Source organism: Stenotrophomonas sp. 28608_Sma, from assembly GCF_056486185.1.
Map to the genome: position 1 here is coordinate 2,159,737 of NZ_CM151308.1, position 16,906 is coordinate 2,176,642.

Sequence of the window (16,906 nt, forward strand, 5' to 3'; positions counted from 1 at the left end):
TTGTTTATTGTCCTATGACAAAACTCAAGTGTCGCCATGCAGCGTGTCTAACCGCCACGAATGACGCACCATGCGGGTCATGAAACCAAGCCTTTGCGCCGTCCAGCCTTCCCACTACGCCACCATTGCCGATTGGCTTGATTCCGCCGAGGCCACCCAGCGCTGGGCGGGCCCCGGCGTGCCGTTTCCCTTGCCGCAGGAACGGTTCGCGCAGGTGCTCGAACTCGGGCTGCGGCGGGGCTGGGCGCTGCTTGACGAGCAGGGCCAGTGCCTGGGCTTTGGCCAGTACTGGATGACCGACGCCGGTACCGCGCACCTGGGCCGCATCATTGTTTCCCCGCTGGCACGCGGGCGCGGCCTTGGCCGGCTGCTCATGCAGGCCTTGAGTGCACAGGCCATGCGCGAAGCCGGTGTGCAGCGCCTCACGTTGCGCGTCTATCGTGACAATACCGCCGCCGTGACCCTGTATCGCGACCTCGGCTTCCAGCAGGTTGATGCGTCCTCGACGCCGGAACTTCTGTTCATGCAGCGCACGTCGGCCTGAACTCCGCTCATGCTGGCAAGGTGGCCTGCAGGGCAAACCACTGCTCGCGGGTGATGCGGCTGATGTGCTCTGTGCGGTAGTCGCCGAGGAAGCTGTTGAACCTGTTCACTTCGGTATGGTGATGCTGGAAACCGCATTTGCTCTGTGCGCTGAGCGATTGCAGGTTGTCAGCGAAGTAGCCGCACCACAGTGCGTCCAGTTCCAGCTGCATGAAGGCGTGCCGCATCACTTCGCGCACCGCTTCGGGCACCAGTCCGCGGCCCCAGTACGGAACGCCGATCCAGTAGGCGATCTCACCCTCTCGATCGCTGATCTCGAAGTTGCTGTCGGTGCCGATCAGGATGCCGACACAGCCGATCGCGTGGCCGTCCTCGCGGCTCTGCAGCGCGTAGACCTCTGGCCGGTTGAAGACGGTGCGGATGATTTCGGTACTTTCCTCAACGCTGGTGTGCACCGGCCAGCCGGCGATGGGGCCCACGCGCGGGTCGCGGGCGTACTCGTACAGATCGGCAGCGTCGGTGTCGCGCCAGGGGCGAAGGATCAAGCGTTCGGTGTGCAGCTGCATGTCAATTCCACGGGAACAAAGAGAGTGCACAGGCTAGGTCGCCAGGCGCGATCGGCCCAGAGCGGGACCTTGATGGTTTCGGTACTTTTCACAACGGGTGGCCGAGCCCGGGTATGCTGGGGCCCGGAATACAGCCGGATCGGCCCATGGATCGCGTACCCCAGCTCCTGGACCAGGACGAATCCATGCGCCTGGAGGTCAGTACGCTGGCCGAAGGGCAGGGCGTCCCGTTGTCGTTCGGCCACGCTTATCTGGCGGTGCTGGTATGCGTATCGGGGCGCGCGCGCTTTGCACTGAACTTCCGCGAGGTAGCGGTGCAGCGGCACGATGTGCTGGTGCTGGCAGAGGACACGCTGGCGCTGCTGCGGCAGCGCTCACGCGGCTTTCTGGCGGTGGTCTGCCTGATGCCCAAGGCGCTGGCATCGGAGGTGGCCTATGTGCTTCCCAATGCACTGTTCAAGTTCCTGCACGATCAGCCCCACTGCGTGCCGTCGCCGCTGGACGTGCCGCTGCTGCAGGGCTGGCTGCAGCAGTTGATGGATGCGCAGCACAATGGCGGCCGCTATCGTCACGTGATGCTGCGCAACCTGCTGCAGACGTTCTTCCTCAAATTCGCAACGCTGTTGCCGGCGCGCAGTGTGGCCGTGGCGCAGGTCAGCCGACGCGAGCGCTTGGCCTGGAATTTCTGGGAACTGGTCGGTGAGCGCAGCACGCGCCAGCGCGACGTGCAGTCCTATGCCGACGCGCTGTGCATCACCCCGTTCTATCTCTCGCAGCTGACCCGCGAGTGCTTCGACGAAACGCCAAAGGCGTTGATTGATCGCCAGGTGGTGCTGGAAATCAAGGCGCTGCTGACCTACAGCGAATTGCCGATCGGTCGTATCGCCGAGCGACTGTGCTTCGAGGATGCATCCTACCTGTGCCGCTACTTCCGGCGGCACACGGGGCAGTCGCTGACCGGCTATCGCCGGGCAGGGCAGGGCGGTACTAGTGCGACACGAACAAGGGCGCCGGTACTTCGGCCAGCAGATCCTCGGTGACCCCGCCGAGCACACGCTCGACCACCCGGCTGCGGCTGTAGGGGCCCAGCACCAGCAGGTCGGCGTCGGCATCGAGCACGTGCTGGCGGATGGTCGCGGCAACGCCGCCCTGGCTTGAACTGATCGCCTGGATCTCTACTTCGACGCCGTGCCGCGCCAGGTGCTGGGCCATCTCGGCGCCAGGTGTGGCCTCGGCCTTGGGCGTGTCGACCATCAGCAGGTGCACCGCTTTCGCACGTGCGAGCAGCGGCAACGCATCGGCTACCGCACGGCGTGCCTGCTTGCTGGCATTCCAGGCCACCACGATGCGATGGCCGACCTGGTCGCCATGCCAATGCGGTGGCACCAGCAGCATCGGCACGCCGGTCTGGCGCAGCGTTCCCAGCGGGTGCCAGCCAGAAGGGGCGCCGGGAGTACGCGGATAGCCGGCGATGATCAGGTCGCAGTACAGCGACTGCAGGGCCAGGTCGGCGCCGCCCAGATAGTCCGAGACGATGCGCAGTTCGGTGCTGATCTGCAGCGGCTCGGACACGGCACGCAGGTTCTGCATCAGCTGCGCGGTGCAGGCGGCATCCGCGCGCGCCTCGTGGTCGAGTGCGGCGGCAATGCCGGCACCGCGTGCGAAACCGTTGGCGATGTCGGTGGGATGCTGGGCGGTGGAGACCGCGACCAGATGGGCCTGCTGTGCCTGCGCCAGATGGGCGGCGATGTTGAGAACGCGGTCCCCGGTGTCGCTGGCGTCGAACAACACAGCGATATCGCGTAGTGGATGCAGCATGGCGTTGTCTCCTTCGATGCCTGTGACGCGTTCCCTGCCGTGCACCGACCCGGGTGCACCGGACGCATCCCTGTTTTAGCGCATCGGTGATCCGAATGAATCATCTTTGATTCAGTTTATTAATTAGTGATTCATGCTAGCGTGAGGGCGAACCCATACCTCAGCGCTTTCATGCGACCTGCCGCAGCACGCACCCGCCGCGACCTGCCCCATGCGCTGGCGGCCACCCTAGTCAGCCATCCACGCTGCACCCTCAGCGAACTCGCGCGCGGGGCCGGTATCAGCCGCGCGACCCTGTACCGGTTTGCGCCCACCCGGGAGGCGATCGACGAGGCACTGTTCGCGGCCGGCTTCGAGCGCGTGGAAGCGGCGGCGGTCTGGTTCGATGAGGGCGGTGATGCACACCACGTGCTGGAGCAGGTCACCGCCACGCTGCTGGCGGACTGGGAACTGGTAACGCTGCTGTTCGCGCGGATGATGGAAGAACAGCAGCGCCAGGGTGACCTGCATCTGCTGCCGGAGCGCTGGGCGCCGATCGGTGAGCGCTTCGAGGCCTTTTTCCTGAGAGGTCAGGCGGCCGGAGAGTTCAACGTCGGTTTCACCGCAGTGTGGCTCGCGGACTTCTACTGGACCTGCTTCTACGGCATCACCTGGTCACTGGCGCGCGGTCGGCTGGCGCCGGCAGCGGCAGCCTCTACGCTGCTGGCTTCGTTCCAGCGGGGGGCGATGAAGGGTTGACCGCAGGGCCCTGCTGCCGGGGCACCGTGCCTTACGCCTGCTTCAACAGCTGCACCAGCTGGCGCAGCCGATAGGGCTTGGGCAGGAACTCAACCTGCTCCGGCAGCGGCGGCAGCTGCGAGCGCGCATAACCGGACGACAGGATCATCCGCGCCTGCGGCTGTTCGCGCGCCACATGCTCGCTCAGTTCGATGCCGGACATGCCGTTGGGCATGCTGACGTCGCTGAACACCACGTCGAAACGCGCTTCGCCCTTCAGCAGGGCGGCGGCCTCATGCGCATCGGCGGTCGTGGCCACGTCGATGCCGAGGTCGCGCAGGGCCAGGCCGATCATTTCACGCAGATCGGTCTGGTCTTCCACCATCAATACGCGGATCGGGTCATCGGTCATCGGCAGGGTCCTCCATTGCGGGGAGCAGCAGGCTGACCGTGGTGCCGACACCGGGCGTGGTGGACACGTCGACGAAGCCGCCGCTCTGGGTAGTGAATCCGAACACCTGGCTCAGGCCCAGGCCGCTGCCTTTGCCGATGTCCTTGGTGGTGAAGAACGGCTCGGTCGCCCGTTCGGCGATGTCGGCCGCCATCCCGTGGCCCTCATCGCAGACGCTGAGGGTGACATAGCCACGTTGCAGCGTGGAGTCCGCATCCGGATCGAGGCGATGTTCCAGCGCAGTGCCGATCAGGATGCGGCCGCCTTCAAGGGTAGCATCCGCGGCATTGGCGACCAGATTGGCCAGCGCCGTCTGCAGCTGCAGCGCATCGGTGTTGATCGCAGGCAGGCCGGGCGCCAGCTGGGCATCCAGCACCACCGTGGGCGGGCAGGCGCGTTGCAGGTCCGGCAGCCACTGCCGTATCAGCGCATTGATATCCAGTGGTTCGCGGATCAGGGTCTGGCCGGTGCTGAAGGCCAGCAGCTGGCGGGTCAGCAGCGCACCACGATCGGTCGCAGTCTGCGCCGCATCAAGCAGCTCGGCGGCGCGTGCATCGTCACCGTTCACGCGCAGGGACAGCAGGTCCAGGGCGTTGCCGATGGTGGTCAACAGATTGTTGAACTCGTGCGACAGCCCGCGGCTGAGGCGGCCGACGGTCTCGAACTGTTGGGTATTGCGCAGCGCACGCTGGGCATCACGCAGCAGCCGCTGTGCCTGCCACTGCTCGGTGATGTCGCGGGTGATCTTGACGAAGCCGAGCAGCTCGCCTGCTTCGACGACCGGCTCGATGACCACGCTGGCACGGAAAGACGAGCCATCGCGGCGCACCCGCCAGCCTTCACTGGCGACGTGACCGTGCTGCGCTGCGAGGCGGAGCAGGCGCTGCGGTTCCCCTGCCTCGCGGTCGGCGGCCAGGTAGAAGCGACCAAAGTGGGTACCCACCACTTCATCGGCTGAGTAGCCCTTGATGCGCTCCGCACCCGGGTTCCAGCTGCAGACGATGCCATCAGGATCAAGCAGGTACAGCGCATGGTCGCGCACGCTGTCGATCAGCAGTCGCAGTTGGCGGGAAGGGTCCGTCAGTACGGACGTCGTAGAGGCGGCAGCGTCCACGTAAAAATAAGTGTTACCCCTGTGAGGGACGTGAAGCTAGGCATTCAAGTGTGAAGGAGGCGTGGAGGCGGGACACGTGCCATTTGTCCTGTGCGGCTGAATACGACACGGAGTACCATCACCCACCCTTTGTGTTCTGGAACCGACCTGCATGCGTCCTGGTGCGACTACGCGTGACCGCTGGATCTGGATGACCTCCGCCGTACTGCTGGCAGCGACCATCGCGTTGGAACTGGTGGTTCCGCTGGGCTACGCCGTCTGGCTGGCGTACTTCCTCGCTGTCGGCGTCACGCTGTTCCAGCGCAGTGCACGCGCGCCGTTCATCGTGGCCGTCGTCGCCTGCATCCTGTTGATCATCGGCTACAAGGTTGCCCCGGCCAGCTCCAACTCGGCGTTCTCGTTCGTCAACCGCAGCATTGGCGGGTGTGCGTTCCTGATGATCGCGCTGATCGTCTCCCGCGCCATCCAGGCGCGGCGCGACGCGATGCGCGCGCTGTGGCTGCAGGAGGCCGAGAACGCGGTGGCGATGAGCCTGCGCGGTGATCTGGGTCCGGAGCAGATCGCCGAGGCGGCGGCAACCAGCCTGGGGGCTCAGCTGCAGGCCGACGTCGCCGCCGTCTACCGTCTGGAAGGGGGAAGACTGCAGCTGACCGGCGGTCTGGCGTTGCCGTCCGGCATGCCGGCGTCGCTGGCATTGCAGGAGGGCGTGGCCGGGCAGGTGGCACGGGACGAACGCATCCGCCACCTGCATGGGGGGGATGATGCGGTGCTTGAGCTGCAGACCAGCCTGGGGCGGTTGCCGGTGCGCGAGCGCATCCTGGCGCCGATCAGCAGCGATGGTGCGGTGGTGGGCATCATTGAACTGGGACGCACCCGCGCCGGCGAACAGGATCGACTCGATGTCGAGCTGCTGGAGCGCTGTGCCGAGACCATCGGCATGGCGCTGCGTGCATCGCTGCTGCGCGCACAACTGGTGGTACTGCTGGAGGAATCGCAGCGCCAGGGTGAGGAGCTGCAGGCCCAGCAGGAAGAGCTGCGCGTGGCCAATGAGGAACTGGAAGAACAGAGCCGCAGCCTGCTGCAGTCGCAGAGCCATCTGGAAGAACAGCAGGCCGAGCTGGAACAGAGCAACGTCCAGCTGGAAGAGCGGACCCACGAGCTGGAGGCGCAGAAGCAGGCACTGCTGGTCGCGCAGAGCCAGCTGGTGCGCAACAGCAACGAACTGGCCGCGACATCGCGCTACAAGTCCGAGTTCCTGGCCAACATGTCGCACGAGCTGCGCACGCCGCTGAACAGCTCGCTGATCCTGGCCAAGCTGCTGGCCGACAACAAGGACGGCACGCTCACCGAGGAACAGGTGAAGTATGCGCGTGCGATCCTGTCGTCCAACAACGATCTGCTGGCGCTGATCAACGACATCCTGGACCTGTCGCGCATCGAGGCCGGCCACGTCGAGCTGGCCGATGAAGTGGTGGTGACCGACAGCGTGCTGCAGCGCCTGCGCGAGACCTTCGAGCCGATGGCGCGGCAGAAGGGCCTGGCCCTACAGATCGAGGCCGATGCGCTGGCGCCGAGCCAGCTGGTGGTCGACAGCCAGCGCCTGCAGCAGATCCTGAAGAACCTGCTGGCCAATGCGGTGAAGTTCACCGAGCATGGCAAGGTCAGCCTGCACGTGCGTGCGGGCGGTCAAGGACGCATCCGTTTCGAGGTCTGCGACAGCGGTATCGGCATTGCCCGCGAGCAGCTGCAGGTCATCTTCGAAGCCTTCCGCCAGGCCGATGGCAGCACCCGCCGCCGCTACGGTGGCACCGGCCTGGGCCTGTCGATCTCGCGCGATCTGGCCGAGCGCATGGGTGGCAGCATCCAGGTCGACAGTGAACCGGGTCGCGGCAGCTGCTTCATCCTGGAACTGCCGCTGCAGGGCGCGCCGGTTTCGGAACCGGGCGAAGTGCCTGCCGCCGCCTCAATAGCGCCTGCGCCGCAGCCTGCGCCGCCGATCGCTGCGCGCACCGCTGTCGCACCGACCGTTGCATCCGTGGCGCCCGCCACCGCCAGCGTGGCCGATGACCGCAGCCGTCGCCAACGCGCCGGCCGCTTGATCCTGGCCGTCGAGGACGACGCCACCTTCGCCGAAGCGCTGGTGGCCCTGGCGCATGAACTGGACTTCGACTGCGTGGTGGCCGGGACCGCCGAAGAGGCGCTGACCCTGGCCAGCGAACTGCGCCCCAACGGCATCCTGCTCGATATCGGCCTGCCGGACGTGTCCGGCCTGAGCGTGCTGGAGCGCCTGAAGCGCAACCCCGATACCCGGCATATCCCGGTGCACGTGGTTTCGGCGATGGACCGCAGCCAGGTGGCGCGCGAGCTGGGTGCGATTGGTTTCGCGATCAAGCCGACCACGCGCGAGCGGCTGGTAACGGCCATCGAACAGCTGGAACAGACCAGCCAGCGCGACGTGCGGCGCCTGCTGATCGTCGAGGACGACAGCGAGCTGCGCCACAACCTGGAACTGTTGCTGGGCCGTGATCAGCTCCAGATCGTTGCAGTGGGAACGCTGGCCGGCGCGCTGGAGCAGCTCAGCACGGTCACCTTCGACTGCATGGTGATGGACCTGTCGCTGCCCGACGGCAGCGGCTACGACCTGCTCGAGCACATGGCCGGCAACGATGATGTCGGCTTCCCGCCGGTGATCGTCTATACCGGTCGCGCGCTCGGCCGCGAGGAAGAGCAGCGCCTGCGCCGCTATTCGAAGAGCATCATCATCAAGGGCGCGCGTTCGCCCGAACGCCTGCTGGATGAAGTCACCCTGTTCCTGCACAGCGTGGAAGCCAGCCTGCCCACCGACCAGCAGCGCCTGCTGCGCGAGGCCCGCCGTCGCGACACCGTGCTCGATGGCCGTACTGTTTTGCTGGCCGAGGATGACGTGCGCAACATCTTCGCGCTGTCCAGCGTGCTTGAGCCGCTGGGCGTGACGCTGGAGATCGCGCGTAACGGCCAGGAAGCGGTGGATCGCCTGGCTGAGCGCGAGGTCGACCTGGTGCTGATGGACATCATGATGCCGGAGAAGGACGGCCTGGCCGCGATGCGCGAGATCCGCGCGCAACGTCACCTGCAGGACCTGCCGATCATCGCGCTGACCGCCAAGGCCATGCCCGATGACCGCGAGCGGTGCCTGCAGGCCGGTGCCAACGACTACATCGCCAAGCCCATCGACGTCGACAAGCTGGTCTCGCTGTGCCGGGTCTGGTGCTCGCGGCAATGAACGAACAGGCGTTGTTCGACCTGGAGCTGAAGGTCCTGCTGGAGGCGCTGTACCAGCGCTACCACTACGATTTCCGCAGCTATGCGGTGTCGTCGCTGCGCCGGCGCATGCGCCAGGCGATGCAGCGCTATGAGTGCGAACGGCTGGTCGACCTGCAGTACCGGCTGCTGCACGAGCCGGAGCTGTTCGCCCAGGCCATGCAGTTCTTCACCGTGCAGGTCTCGGAGATGTTCCGTGATCCCTCGTACTTCCGTGAACTGCGCGAGCAGGTGGTGCCGGTACTGCGCACCTATCCCTCGGTGAAGCTGTGGGTGGCCGGTTGCAGCACCGGTGAGGAAGTGTGGTCGCTGGCGATCCTCCTGCATGAGGAAGGCCTGCTCGAGCGCAGCATCGTCTATGCCACCGACATCAATCCGGCCGCGTTGGCCACCGCCGAGGCGGGCGCCTATGGCATCGACCGGATGGCCCAGTTCAGCCGCAACTACCTGGCGGCCGGTGGCACGGCGTCGTTGTCCGACTACTACGCCACGGCCTACGACGGCGCGGTGTTCGACCGTCAGCTGCGTCGCAACGTGGTGTTCGCCGACCACAGCCTGGCCACCGACACCGTGTTCTCCGAAGTGCACCTGGTGTCGTGCCGCAACGTGCTGATCTATTTCAACCGCGACCTGCAGGACCGCGCTGTCGGTCTGTTCCGCGAAGCGCTGGTGCACCGGGGCTTCCTCGGTCTTGGCAGCAAGGAATCGCTGCAGTTCGGATGCCACCATGACGCCTTCGAGGTCTGTTCGCGCGAGCACCGCCTGTACCGGAAGGTGGCCTGATGGCGCTGCCGGCGCGTCCTGCTGTGCTGGTGATCGGCGCGTCTGCCGGTGGCGTTGCGGCCCTGCAGGCGGTACTCGGTGCGCTGCCGGCGACGCTGCAGGTGCCGGTACTGGCCGTGCTGCACCTGCCGCGTGACCGCACCAGCCGCATCGCCGAGGTGCTGGCGCCGTACTGCGCGCTGCCGCTGCGCGAAGCCGAAGACAAGCAACCGCTGCGGCCGGGCACGGTGACGTTCGCGCCGCCGGATTACCACCTGCTGGTGGAGGACGAGGGGGCGGTGGCGTTGTCGGTGGATGCGCCGGTGCTGTTCTCCCGTCCGGCCATCGATCCGCTGTTCGACTCCGCTGCTGCGGTGTTCGGAGCGCAGGTATTGGCCCTGCTGCTGACCGGTGCCAGCAGTGATGGAAGCGAGGGCGTTGCCGCCGTGCGCCGTGCCGGTGGCCGTGCCTGGCTGCAATGCCCCGAGGAAGCCGAAGCGTCGATGATGCCGGCCTCCGCCCTGCAGTACGCCGGCGCCGATGCCGTGCTGCCCCTTGAACTGATGTGTCGTCGCCTGAAGGAGTTGTTTGCATGAACCTGCTGCCACCGGACCCTGCGCAGTCGCAGTCCCCGGTCAACCTGCTGATCGTCGATGACGTACCGCAGAACCTGGTGGCCATGCAGGCGCTGCTGCAGCGCGAGGGCGTGAATCTGCTGCTGGCCGGCTCCGGCGCGCAGGCGCTGGAGCTGCTGCTCGAGCACGAGGTGGCACTGGCCCTGCTGGACGTGCACATGCCGGAGATCGATGGCTTCACCCTGGCCGAACTGATGCGCGGTTCGCATCGCAGCCGCGACGTGCCGATCATCTTCCTGACCGCCTCCCCGGATGATCCCCTGCGCGTGTTCAAGGGCTACGAGAGCGGTGCGGTCGATTTCCTGCACAAGCCGGTAGCGCCGCAGGTGATCCTGAGCAAGGTCAACGTCTTCATCGAGCTGTACCAGCAGCGGCAGCTGCTGAAGGCGCGCAACGAGGCGCTGGAACGCGCGCTCAAGCTCAACGAAACAATGGCGGCGGTGCTGACCCACGACCTGCGCACGCCGCTGTCGGCGATCCTGCTGTGCAGTGACAAGCTGGCGATGGAGATCCCGCAGGACAATGCGGGTGCGCAGCAGACCCTGCAGTACCTGGAGGCCAGCACCCTGCGCATGGCACGCATGGTCGAACAGCTGCTGGACTTCTCGCGGATCCGCAGCGGTGGCCTGCGCCTGCAGGCCAGTGCCTGCGATCTGGCCGACGTGACCCGCGCGGTGGTGGCCGAAGCCGGCAGCGCGCATGGCGCGGACCGGATCCATCTGGACATGCACGGCGATACGCGGCTGCAGGGCGATCTGGACCGTCTCGGCCAGGTTGCCGCCAATCTGGTCGGCAACGCGCTCACCCATGGCAGCGAGGCGAGGGTGGAGGTGGACGGGCGCGACCCGCGCAGCGTGCTGCTGCGGGTCAGCAATGCCGGCCGGATCGACGACGCGCTGCTGCCGCGGCTGTTCGAACCGTTCAAGGCCAGCTTCCACCAGAGCAAGGGCCTGGGGCTGGGCCTGTATATCGTCGATCAGTTCGTGCGCGCGCACGGAGGGCGCATCGCAGCGCGCAACGAGGCCGGGCAGGTGGTGTTCGAAGCCCTGCTGCCGAGACGCGCAGAAGGGCTGCCTGCAGCGGCAAACTGAATTCTTCAGGAAACATCCACGGGCACTGAGACGGACTCGTCCGCAACTGCTACCGTGGGTGTACATCTTGTCAAGGAAGCATCATGCCACTGCGTGCCATCGCCTATGTCAGCCAGGCGTTGCCGGATCTTTCCGCTGAACGATTGCAGGCGCTGGTCGACGACGCCGCCCGCTTCAACAAGATGGCGGGCGTGACCGGTGTGCTGCTGCATGACGGCGGGCGATTCCTGCAGTACATCGAGGGGCCGCCGGACGGTATCGATTCGGTGTACGAGCGCATCCTGCAGGCCGGCAGCCATGTCGACATCATCGAGCTGGCGCGCGGCCGCCTGGGCCAGCGTCAGTTTCCATACTGGTCGATGCGCGCGTTGCCGGTGGATGCGGCGCTGCTGCGCCAGCTGTCGGCCAGCGACTGGTCGGGTTTCAGCCGGGCGCTGGAAGGTGATCGTTCGGCGCCGACCCCGGTGGATCTGCTCGACAACGTCGTGCAGCCCGCCCTGCACGCCGGCTGAGCGTCAACGCGAAGTGCCACCGCAGTAGGCAGCATGCAGCGCCTGCAGCACGCCCAGTGCGGGCCCTTCAATCACGCGGTAGTGGATGGCCTGTGCTTCGCGACGCGTCGCGACGATATCCAGTCCGCGCAGCACCGCCAGATGCTGTGACAGCGCTGATGCGCTGAGTCCGGTCAGTGCCTGCAGTTCCGGCACTGGTGCCTCACCTTCGACCAGGCGGCACAGCACGCGCAGCCGCGCAGGATGGGCCAAGCTTTTGAGCAGGGCTGCAGCCTCGGCGGTGTGTTCGGCCATGGCGGCGCTGTCGAGCGGGGTGCGGGCCATGGTTGACCTTTTTGTTTAGAAGTGTCTAATTTAGATAAATCTAAATCAAAGGGCAATCCCATGAGCGGCGTGAAAGAGGGCAGGGCATGAACCTGCCATGGACTGCGGTGGCTGGCGGAGCGCTGATCGGCGCCGCCGCGGTGTTGCTGCTCGCCACTGTCGGGCGCGTGGCGGGTATCAGCGGGATCGCTGCGGGCAGCCTGCGCGCAGCGGAAGGCGAGCGTGGCTGGCGCTGGGCATTCCTGCTGGGGCTGCTCGCAGCAGCGGGGCTGGTGCTGTGGTGGCAGTCGCTGCCCGAGGCCTCGCCACGTGTGCTGCTGCGCGATGCCTTGCCCGCCTGGCAGTTGATCGGCGCCGGCCTGCTGGTGGGCTTCGGCACGCGCCTGGGGAGTGGTTGTACCAGTGGTCATGGCGTCTGTGGCATGGCCCGAGGCTCGAAGCGCTCGCTGCTGGCAGTGCTGGTGTTCATGGCCTGCGCGATGCTGACCACGTTCCTGGTCCGTCACGGCGGAGGCCTGGCATGAGCCGCGCGGTCGTGGCCGCTGCGGTGGCAGGTGCGCTGTTTGGCGCGGGGCTTGCGCTCTCGGGGATGACCGACGCGCGTCGGGTACTCGGCTTCCTCGATGTGGCCGGTGATTTTGATCCGACGTTGATGTGGGTGCTGGGCTCGGCACTGCTGGTCAGTGCCGTCGGGCAGCGCTGGGTGCTGCGACGCGCGCAGCCGTGGTTCGCACTGTGCTTCCAGCTACCCAGTGCACGTGATGTCGATGCTCGCCTGCTGCTGGGTGCTGCACTGTTCGGTATCGGCTGGGGATGGGCTGGTTACTGCCCCGGACCGGCCATCGCCGGGCTGGCTGTCGCATCGCGTGAAGCGCTGTGGTTCGTGCCTGCCATGGTGGTGGGCTTCTGGCTGCACGATCGCTTCGTGCGCTGAGGCTTCACCCCTGTGTCACCATGGATCGGGTCAGATCGACGGACCACGGGGAAAGGAGCGTAACGACATGGCACGGATGAAGTGGAAGGGAAAGGCAATGCTGGCCATGGCGCTGGCATCTGCGATCACGCCGGCACTGGCCTGCACGCGTGCGGTGTATCGGGGCGACAACGGCGATGTGATCACTGCGCGCTCGATGGACTGGAAGGTCGATGTGGCGACCAACCTCTACGTGTTGCCGCGTGGCATCGCACGCACCGGCCTGGCCGGTCCGAAATCGCTGGCCTGGACTGCGCGCTACGGCAGCGTGGTGGCCACCGGCTACGACGTGTCGACCACCGATGGCATGAACGAGAAGGGGCTGGTGGCCAACCTGCTGTGGCTGGTGGAATCGGAGTATCCGCAGCAGCGTGGCAACAAGCCGGGACTGGCGATCTCGCTGTGGGCGCAGTATGTGCTGGACAATTTCGCCACCGTGGACGAGGCGGTCGCGGCGCTCAAGCGTGAGCCGTACTCGATCGTCACCGACAAGGTGCCGGGCGAAGACCGCCAGGCGACGCTGCACCTGTCGCTGTCCGATGCCACCGGCGACAGCGCCATCGTCGAGTACATCGGCGGTCGCCAGGTGATTCACCATGACCGGCGCTATCAGGTGATGACCAACTCGCCGATCTTCGAGCAGCAGCTGGCCCTCAACAGCTACTGGCAGCAGATCGGCGGCACGGTGATGCTGCCGGGCACCAACCGCTCCGCCGATCGTTTCGCGCGCGCCTCGTTCTACATCAACGCCATACCCAAGGCCGAAGACCCGGTGGAGGCCCTGGCCAGTGTGTTCAGCGTGATCCGCAACGCGTCGGTGCCGTATGGCATCACCACGCCGGGTGAGCCGAACATCTCATCCACGCGCTGGCGCACGGTGGCTGATCACAAGCGGCGGCTGTACTTCTTCGAGTCGGCGTTGACCCCGAACACCTTCTGGGTCGATCTGAACAAGGTCGATTTCGGCGGCCAGGTGCTCAAGCTCGATCTTGGCAAGGACCAGCGCAACACCTTTGCCGGCGATGCACTGGGCCAGTTCGTGCCCAGCGCACCGTTCACCTTTCTGGGCGTCGACGGTTAGTTCGACGCCTGGCTGGAGGCCGGGTAGACCGCCTGGATCGTGCAGCTGCCGCGGGTGTACTGCGGCAGCGGGGCGATGCTTTCACCGCGCAGATCGTCTGTCTCGAACTCGGCAGTCATGATCCGATCGCCGGGATTGCCACAGATCAGGCCGTTCTGCGGGCCCGAGTGGAAGCTCAGCTGCGGCGCACGGTCGAGCTGGCGGCAGTGGCTGCCGAGTTCGACCCGGTAGTAGCGGTGGCCGCCATTGCGGCGCGGATTGGTCTCCACCAGCATGCCCTGCGGGTCGGATGACCACGCGCGGACGTTGCGGGTGGCAAAGCAGTACGACGGTGAGCCGCCGAAGCTGCGGCGGATGTCCCTGCGCTCGCGGATGGTCACGGCGGGCAGGGTGGCCGTGCGCAGGCGGTCGCTGTCGCGGGCGACGCTGGCGTAGTCGCGATCCTGCAGCGCGGTGACCGCACTGACGGCGCAGCGGCGGCCGTCGACCACGACGCGTTCGCTGGGACGACCACAGGCCCAGCCGGCAGGTGCTTCCAGCTTCAGCGAGGTGGCACCGCGGACGCCGGGGCAATCCTCGCTGAAGTCGATACGATAGGCCTGTCCGGAGGCGGCGCGCAGTGCGATCGAGCGCGGTGATGCCTGCTCCACTTCCTGCACGCCGACCGCGTCCATGCAGTGCGGGGCCGGGGGCGTACGCTCCTGTGCGGACGCCGAAGCTGCGAGCGCCAGGCCGAGGCTGCTGGCGAGCACCAGTGACACCTGCCGATAGGTCATGTCCTGCACTCCCTGCGTTGGATGACGGATCGACTATAGCAGCGGTTTGCACGGCCGTTGCTACACGCGCACACTGCGCGGATGGGCGCCATCTTCCATCTGCGGCACTACGGCCAGGCCACCGGCCTGGACCGCCATGACTACGCGCAGTGGGTGCTGCCGCTGCAGGGCGAACTGCACTTCGAGATGGAAGGCCGCGGTGGTCGCCTCGACCTGCTGCAGGGGGTTTTCGTTGCGGCCGGCGAAGCGCATGACCAGATGGCCGATGGTCCGAACGGTTTCGTGATCGTCGATTGTCCTCCCGGCGTGCTTGATGACGGCACGCAGGAGCATCTGTGCCGGCAGCGCTGGCTGCACCTGCCGCATGCGCTGCGACAACGCCTGGCGGGCGTGCAGGACGGGCAGCCGATGCCGGCCCTGCTGCCGCAGCTGCTGCAGGTGTTTGCACCGGCCGGCAGTGGCGCGCGCATGCAGGGACTGTGTGCGGCAGTGCAGGCCGATCCGGGCCAGGCGTGGCCGGTGGCGCGCATGGCCGCGTCTGTCGGGGTCAGCGAGAGCCGGTTGCACGCGCTGTTCCAGCGTGAGTTCGGTCTCAGCCCGCAGGCCTGGCTCAGTGCAAGCCGGTTGCGCTGGGCCAAGCACCAGCTGCGCACCAGCACGGCGCCGATCAGTGATATCGCGCTGGCCGCAGGCTATTCCGAGCAGAGCGCATTGACCCGCGCGCTGCGCCGTGAGTGTGGGCAGACCCCCGCCGCGTGGCGCAGGAACGCCGGACTGTAGCGTCGAGCCATGCTCGACGGCTTCTGCACCGGCCACCTCGCGAACGGCAGTCGAGCATGGCTCGACGCTACAAAGGCGGAAGGGCAGTAGCCTCGGTCAAGAGCGTCCAGCGGCCAGCGCTTACACTGCGCGGCCTGTTCTCTCCCCCCGAAGAACCCGAATGCGCAACAACCCGATGGCCCTGGGCATCGCCAATGGCGTTGCCGCTGGCGCGCTGTGGGGCGTGGTCTTCCTCGCGCCCGCCGTGCTGCAGTCGTTCAATGCCCTGCAACTGTCTGCCGGCCGCTATCTGGTCTACGGTCTGATCGCCGTAGCCCTGCTGCTGCCGCGCTGGAAGCGGCTGGCACCACGGCTGGGCCGCGCCGAGTGGATCGGTCTGTTGTGGCTGAGCCTGGCCGGGAACCTGGTGTACTTCCTGCTGCTGGCGACGGCGGTGCAGTGGGCTGGCGGTGCGGCGGCGTCCTTGATTGTCGGCCTGATTCCGGTGGTAGTGACCCTGGTCGGTGTGCGCGAGCAGGGCGCGGTGCCGCTGAAGCAGCTGCTGCCGGCACTGGGCCTGTGCGTGCTGGGCGTGGCACTGGTTGGCTGGGAAGCACTGATGTCTGAGCACCTCGCGACACCGTGGCGGCAGCGCCTGATCGGCCTGCTGTGCGCGTTCGGCGCGCTGTTCTCGTGGGCGTTGTACTCGATCGGCAACAGCCGCTGGCTGGCGCGCCGACCGGATCTGTCCAGCCACGACTGGTCGCTGCTGACCGGTGTCACCACCGGCGGCCTGGCTCTACTGCTGGTGCCGATGGCCTTCATCGGCCACACCGGCGGGCACACGGCGGCGCAGTGGAGTGGTTTCTGGGCGATCAGCGCGGGTGTGGCGGTGGTCGCCTCGATCCTTGGCAATGCGTTCTGGAACCGTGCCAGCCGCCTGCTGCCGCTGACCCTGACCGGCCAGATGATCGTGTTCGAGACCCTGTTCGCGTTGCTCTACGCATTCGCCTGGCAGCAGCGCTGGCCCTCGCTGCTCGAAGCGCTGGCGATCGTGTTCCTGGTGGCCGGCGTGATGCTGTGCGCGCATGCGCATCGCACGCCCCGCGCGATCGCCGAACATGCCGGCTGAATGTGGCCGTCAAGCATACTGATGGCCGCTTTGTCTCAGATGCAACCAAATGTCGGCATGTTGGCCGATGATCGCGGCAACGACTTTTTGCACCGCAGCACTTGACAGCGGCCCGGCGCACGGTGTTTTCTGTGCGTCATGGTTCTTGATGCCGCCCACGCCAGCCTGATCGCCCCCGCTACTGCGGGCCGTTCGACTGCGCCGGTCGCCACCACCACCATTACCACCACCACCGTCACCACTGCCCTGGTGCGGCCCGTCGTCTTCGTGTAACTCCCGAAAACCACGGCCCCGCACCATACAGGTGGCGGGGAAACTCGACACCTGCATACGACGGGGCCTCCTACCGAGG

The 16,906-nt window shown here is 66.6% G+C and carries 20 protein-coding genes; 13 read left to right on the plus strand and 7 right to left on the minus strand.

Annotated elements, in window-relative coordinates; genetic code table 11:
- Positions 1–70: 70 nt before the first annotated feature.
- Positions 71–544 carry a GNAT family N-acetyltransferase gene (locus tag ACZLHH_RS10165; protein ID WP_258014013.1) on the plus strand — a complete coding sequence of 158 codons (474 nt, stop codon included), beginning with the start codon at positions 71–73 and terminating at the stop codon, positions 542–544.
- Between the two features lie 7 nt (positions 545–551).
- Here ACZLHH_RS10165 and ACZLHH_RS10170 read toward each other — a convergent pair whose 3' ends face one another.
- A complete protein-coding gene (locus ACZLHH_RS10170) occupies positions 552–1,109 on the minus strand; it encodes a GNAT family N-acetyltransferase (protein ID WP_107431765.1) in 558 nt (185 codons plus the stop codon).
- Positions 1,110–1,255: 146 nt separating this feature from the next.
- Between ACZLHH_RS10170 and ACZLHH_RS10175 the strand changes: the two genes are divergently transcribed.
- On the plus strand, positions 1,256–2,149 hold the full coding sequence (locus tag ACZLHH_RS10175; RefSeq protein WP_049421337.1) for a helix-turn-helix domain-containing protein: 894 nt from the start codon (positions 1,256–1,258) through the stop codon (positions 2,147–2,149).
- Here the strand turns inward: ACZLHH_RS10175 and ACZLHH_RS10180 are convergent.
- Entirely contained in the window at positions 2,097–2,927 is an 831-nt protein-coding gene (locus ACZLHH_RS10180; RefSeq protein WP_032127431.1) for a universal stress protein, read from the minus strand. The two genes, ACZLHH_RS10175 and ACZLHH_RS10180, sit on opposite strands and share 53 nt — an antisense overlap.
- A 171-nt stretch (positions 2,928–3,098) precedes the next feature.
- On the opposite strand from ACZLHH_RS10180, the gene ACZLHH_RS10185 reads away from it, so the two are divergent.
- Positions 3,099–3,665 carry a TetR/AcrR family transcriptional regulator gene (locus ACZLHH_RS10185; protein WP_049398528.1) on the plus strand — a complete coding sequence of 189 codons (567 nt, stop codon included), beginning with the start codon at positions 3,099–3,101 and terminating at the stop codon, positions 3,663–3,665.
- 31 nt (positions 3,666–3,696) lie between these two features.
- Here ACZLHH_RS10185 and ACZLHH_RS10190 read toward each other — a convergent pair whose 3' ends face one another.
- Positions 3,697–4,056 (minus strand): response regulator, encoded by a 360-nt coding sequence (locus ACZLHH_RS10190; RefSeq protein ID WP_010482617.1) that lies wholly within the window; start codon positions 4,054–4,056, stop codon positions 3,697–3,699.
- On the minus strand, positions 4,046–5,209 hold the full coding sequence (locus tag ACZLHH_RS10195; RefSeq protein ID WP_049421339.1) for a two-component system sensor histidine kinase NtrB: 1,164 nt from the start codon (positions 5,207–5,209) through the stop codon (positions 4,046–4,048). The genes ACZLHH_RS10190 and ACZLHH_RS10195 overlap by 11 nt, the downstream gene beginning before the upstream one ends.
- Positions 5,210–5,360: 151 nt before the next feature.
- Between ACZLHH_RS10195 and ACZLHH_RS10200 the strand changes: the two genes are divergently transcribed.
- From ACZLHH_RS10200 to ACZLHH_RS10220, 5 genes are all read left to right on the plus strand, one after another.
- Complete coding sequence (locus ACZLHH_RS10200) at positions 5,361–8,471, plus strand: response regulator (RefSeq protein ID WP_180844080.1); 3,111 nt, start codon at positions 5,361–5,363, stop codon at positions 8,469–8,471.
- A complete protein-coding gene (locus tag ACZLHH_RS10205) occupies positions 8,468–9,292 on the plus strand; it encodes a CheR family methyltransferase (protein ID WP_180844079.1) in 825 nt (274 codons plus the stop codon). Before ACZLHH_RS10200 ends, ACZLHH_RS10205 begins: the two co-directional genes overlap by 4 nt.
- Positions 9,292–9,867 carry a chemotaxis protein CheB gene (locus ACZLHH_RS10210; RefSeq protein WP_107431770.1) on the plus strand — a complete coding sequence of 192 codons (576 nt, stop codon included), beginning with the start codon at positions 9,292–9,294 and terminating at the stop codon, positions 9,865–9,867. The genes ACZLHH_RS10205 and ACZLHH_RS10210 overlap by 1 nt, the downstream gene beginning before the upstream one ends.
- Positions 9,864–10,997, plus strand: a complete 1,134-nt coding sequence (locus ACZLHH_RS10215) for a hybrid sensor histidine kinase/response regulator (RefSeq protein ID WP_032127426.1) — start codon at positions 9,864–9,866, stop codon at positions 10,995–10,997. Before ACZLHH_RS10210 ends, ACZLHH_RS10215 begins: the two co-directional genes overlap by 4 nt.
- A gap of 83 nt (positions 10,998–11,080) precedes the next feature.
- Positions 11,081–11,509, plus strand: coding sequence for a BLUF domain-containing protein (locus ACZLHH_RS10220; RefSeq protein ID WP_032127425.1), 429 nt, complete (start codon positions 11,081–11,083; stop codon positions 11,507–11,509).
- Positions 11,510–11,512: 3 nt separating this feature from the next.
- Here the strand turns inward: ACZLHH_RS10220 and ACZLHH_RS10225 are convergent, their stop codons facing one another.
- Entirely contained in the window at positions 11,513–11,833 is a 321-nt protein-coding gene (locus tag ACZLHH_RS10225; RefSeq protein ID WP_180844078.1) for an ArsR/SmtB family transcription factor, read from the minus strand.
- 86 nt (positions 11,834–11,919) lie between these two features.
- Between ACZLHH_RS10225 and ACZLHH_RS10230 the strand changes: the two genes are divergently transcribed.
- The 3 genes from ACZLHH_RS10230 (at position 11,920) to ACZLHH_RS10240 (ending at position 13,887) form a co-directional block, all read left to right on the plus strand.
- The gene (locus ACZLHH_RS10230; protein ID WP_032127423.1) at positions 11,920–12,357 is read left to right on the plus strand and encodes a YeeE/YedE family protein; all 438 of its coding nucleotides are present in this window, start codon (positions 11,920–11,922) and stop codon (positions 12,355–12,357) included.
- Positions 12,354–12,767, plus strand: a complete 414-nt coding sequence (locus ACZLHH_RS10235) for a DUF6691 family protein (protein WP_049462028.1) — start codon at positions 12,354–12,356, stop codon at positions 12,765–12,767. The genes ACZLHH_RS10230 and ACZLHH_RS10235 overlap by 4 nt, the downstream gene beginning before the upstream one ends.
- 67 nt (positions 12,768–12,834) lie before the next feature.
- A complete protein-coding gene (locus ACZLHH_RS10240) occupies positions 12,835–13,887 on the plus strand; it encodes a linear amide C-N hydrolase (RefSeq protein ID WP_032127421.1) in 1,053 nt (350 codons plus the stop codon).
- Here ACZLHH_RS10240 and ACZLHH_RS10245 read toward each other — a convergent pair.
- Positions 13,884–14,663 (minus strand): DUF6491 family protein, encoded by a 780-nt coding sequence (locus ACZLHH_RS10245; RefSeq protein WP_180844077.1) that lies wholly within the window; start codon positions 14,661–14,663, stop codon positions 13,884–13,886. The genes ACZLHH_RS10240 and ACZLHH_RS10245 overlap by 4 nt on opposite strands.
- An 81-nt stretch (positions 14,664–14,744) precedes the next feature.
- Between ACZLHH_RS10245 and ACZLHH_RS10250 the strand changes: the two genes are divergently transcribed.
- On the plus strand, positions 14,745–15,443 hold the full coding sequence (locus ACZLHH_RS10250; RefSeq protein WP_049462025.1) for a helix-turn-helix domain-containing protein: 699 nt from the start codon (positions 14,745–14,747) through the stop codon (positions 15,441–15,443).
- Between the two features lie 160 nt (positions 15,444–15,603).
- Positions 15,604–16,554: a DMT family transporter gene (locus ACZLHH_RS10255; protein WP_049462024.1), complete on the plus strand. Its 951-nt coding sequence runs from the start codon at positions 15,604–15,606 to the stop codon at positions 16,552–16,554.
- A 9-nt stretch (positions 16,555–16,563) separates the two neighbouring features.
- On the opposite strand, the gene ACZLHH_RS10260 is transcribed toward ACZLHH_RS10255, so the two are convergent.
- Positions 16,564–16,884: a hypothetical protein gene (locus ACZLHH_RS10260; protein WP_180844076.1), complete on the minus strand. Its 321-nt coding sequence runs from the start codon at positions 16,882–16,884 to the stop codon at positions 16,564–16,566.
- Positions 16,885–16,906: the final 22 nt, after the last annotated feature.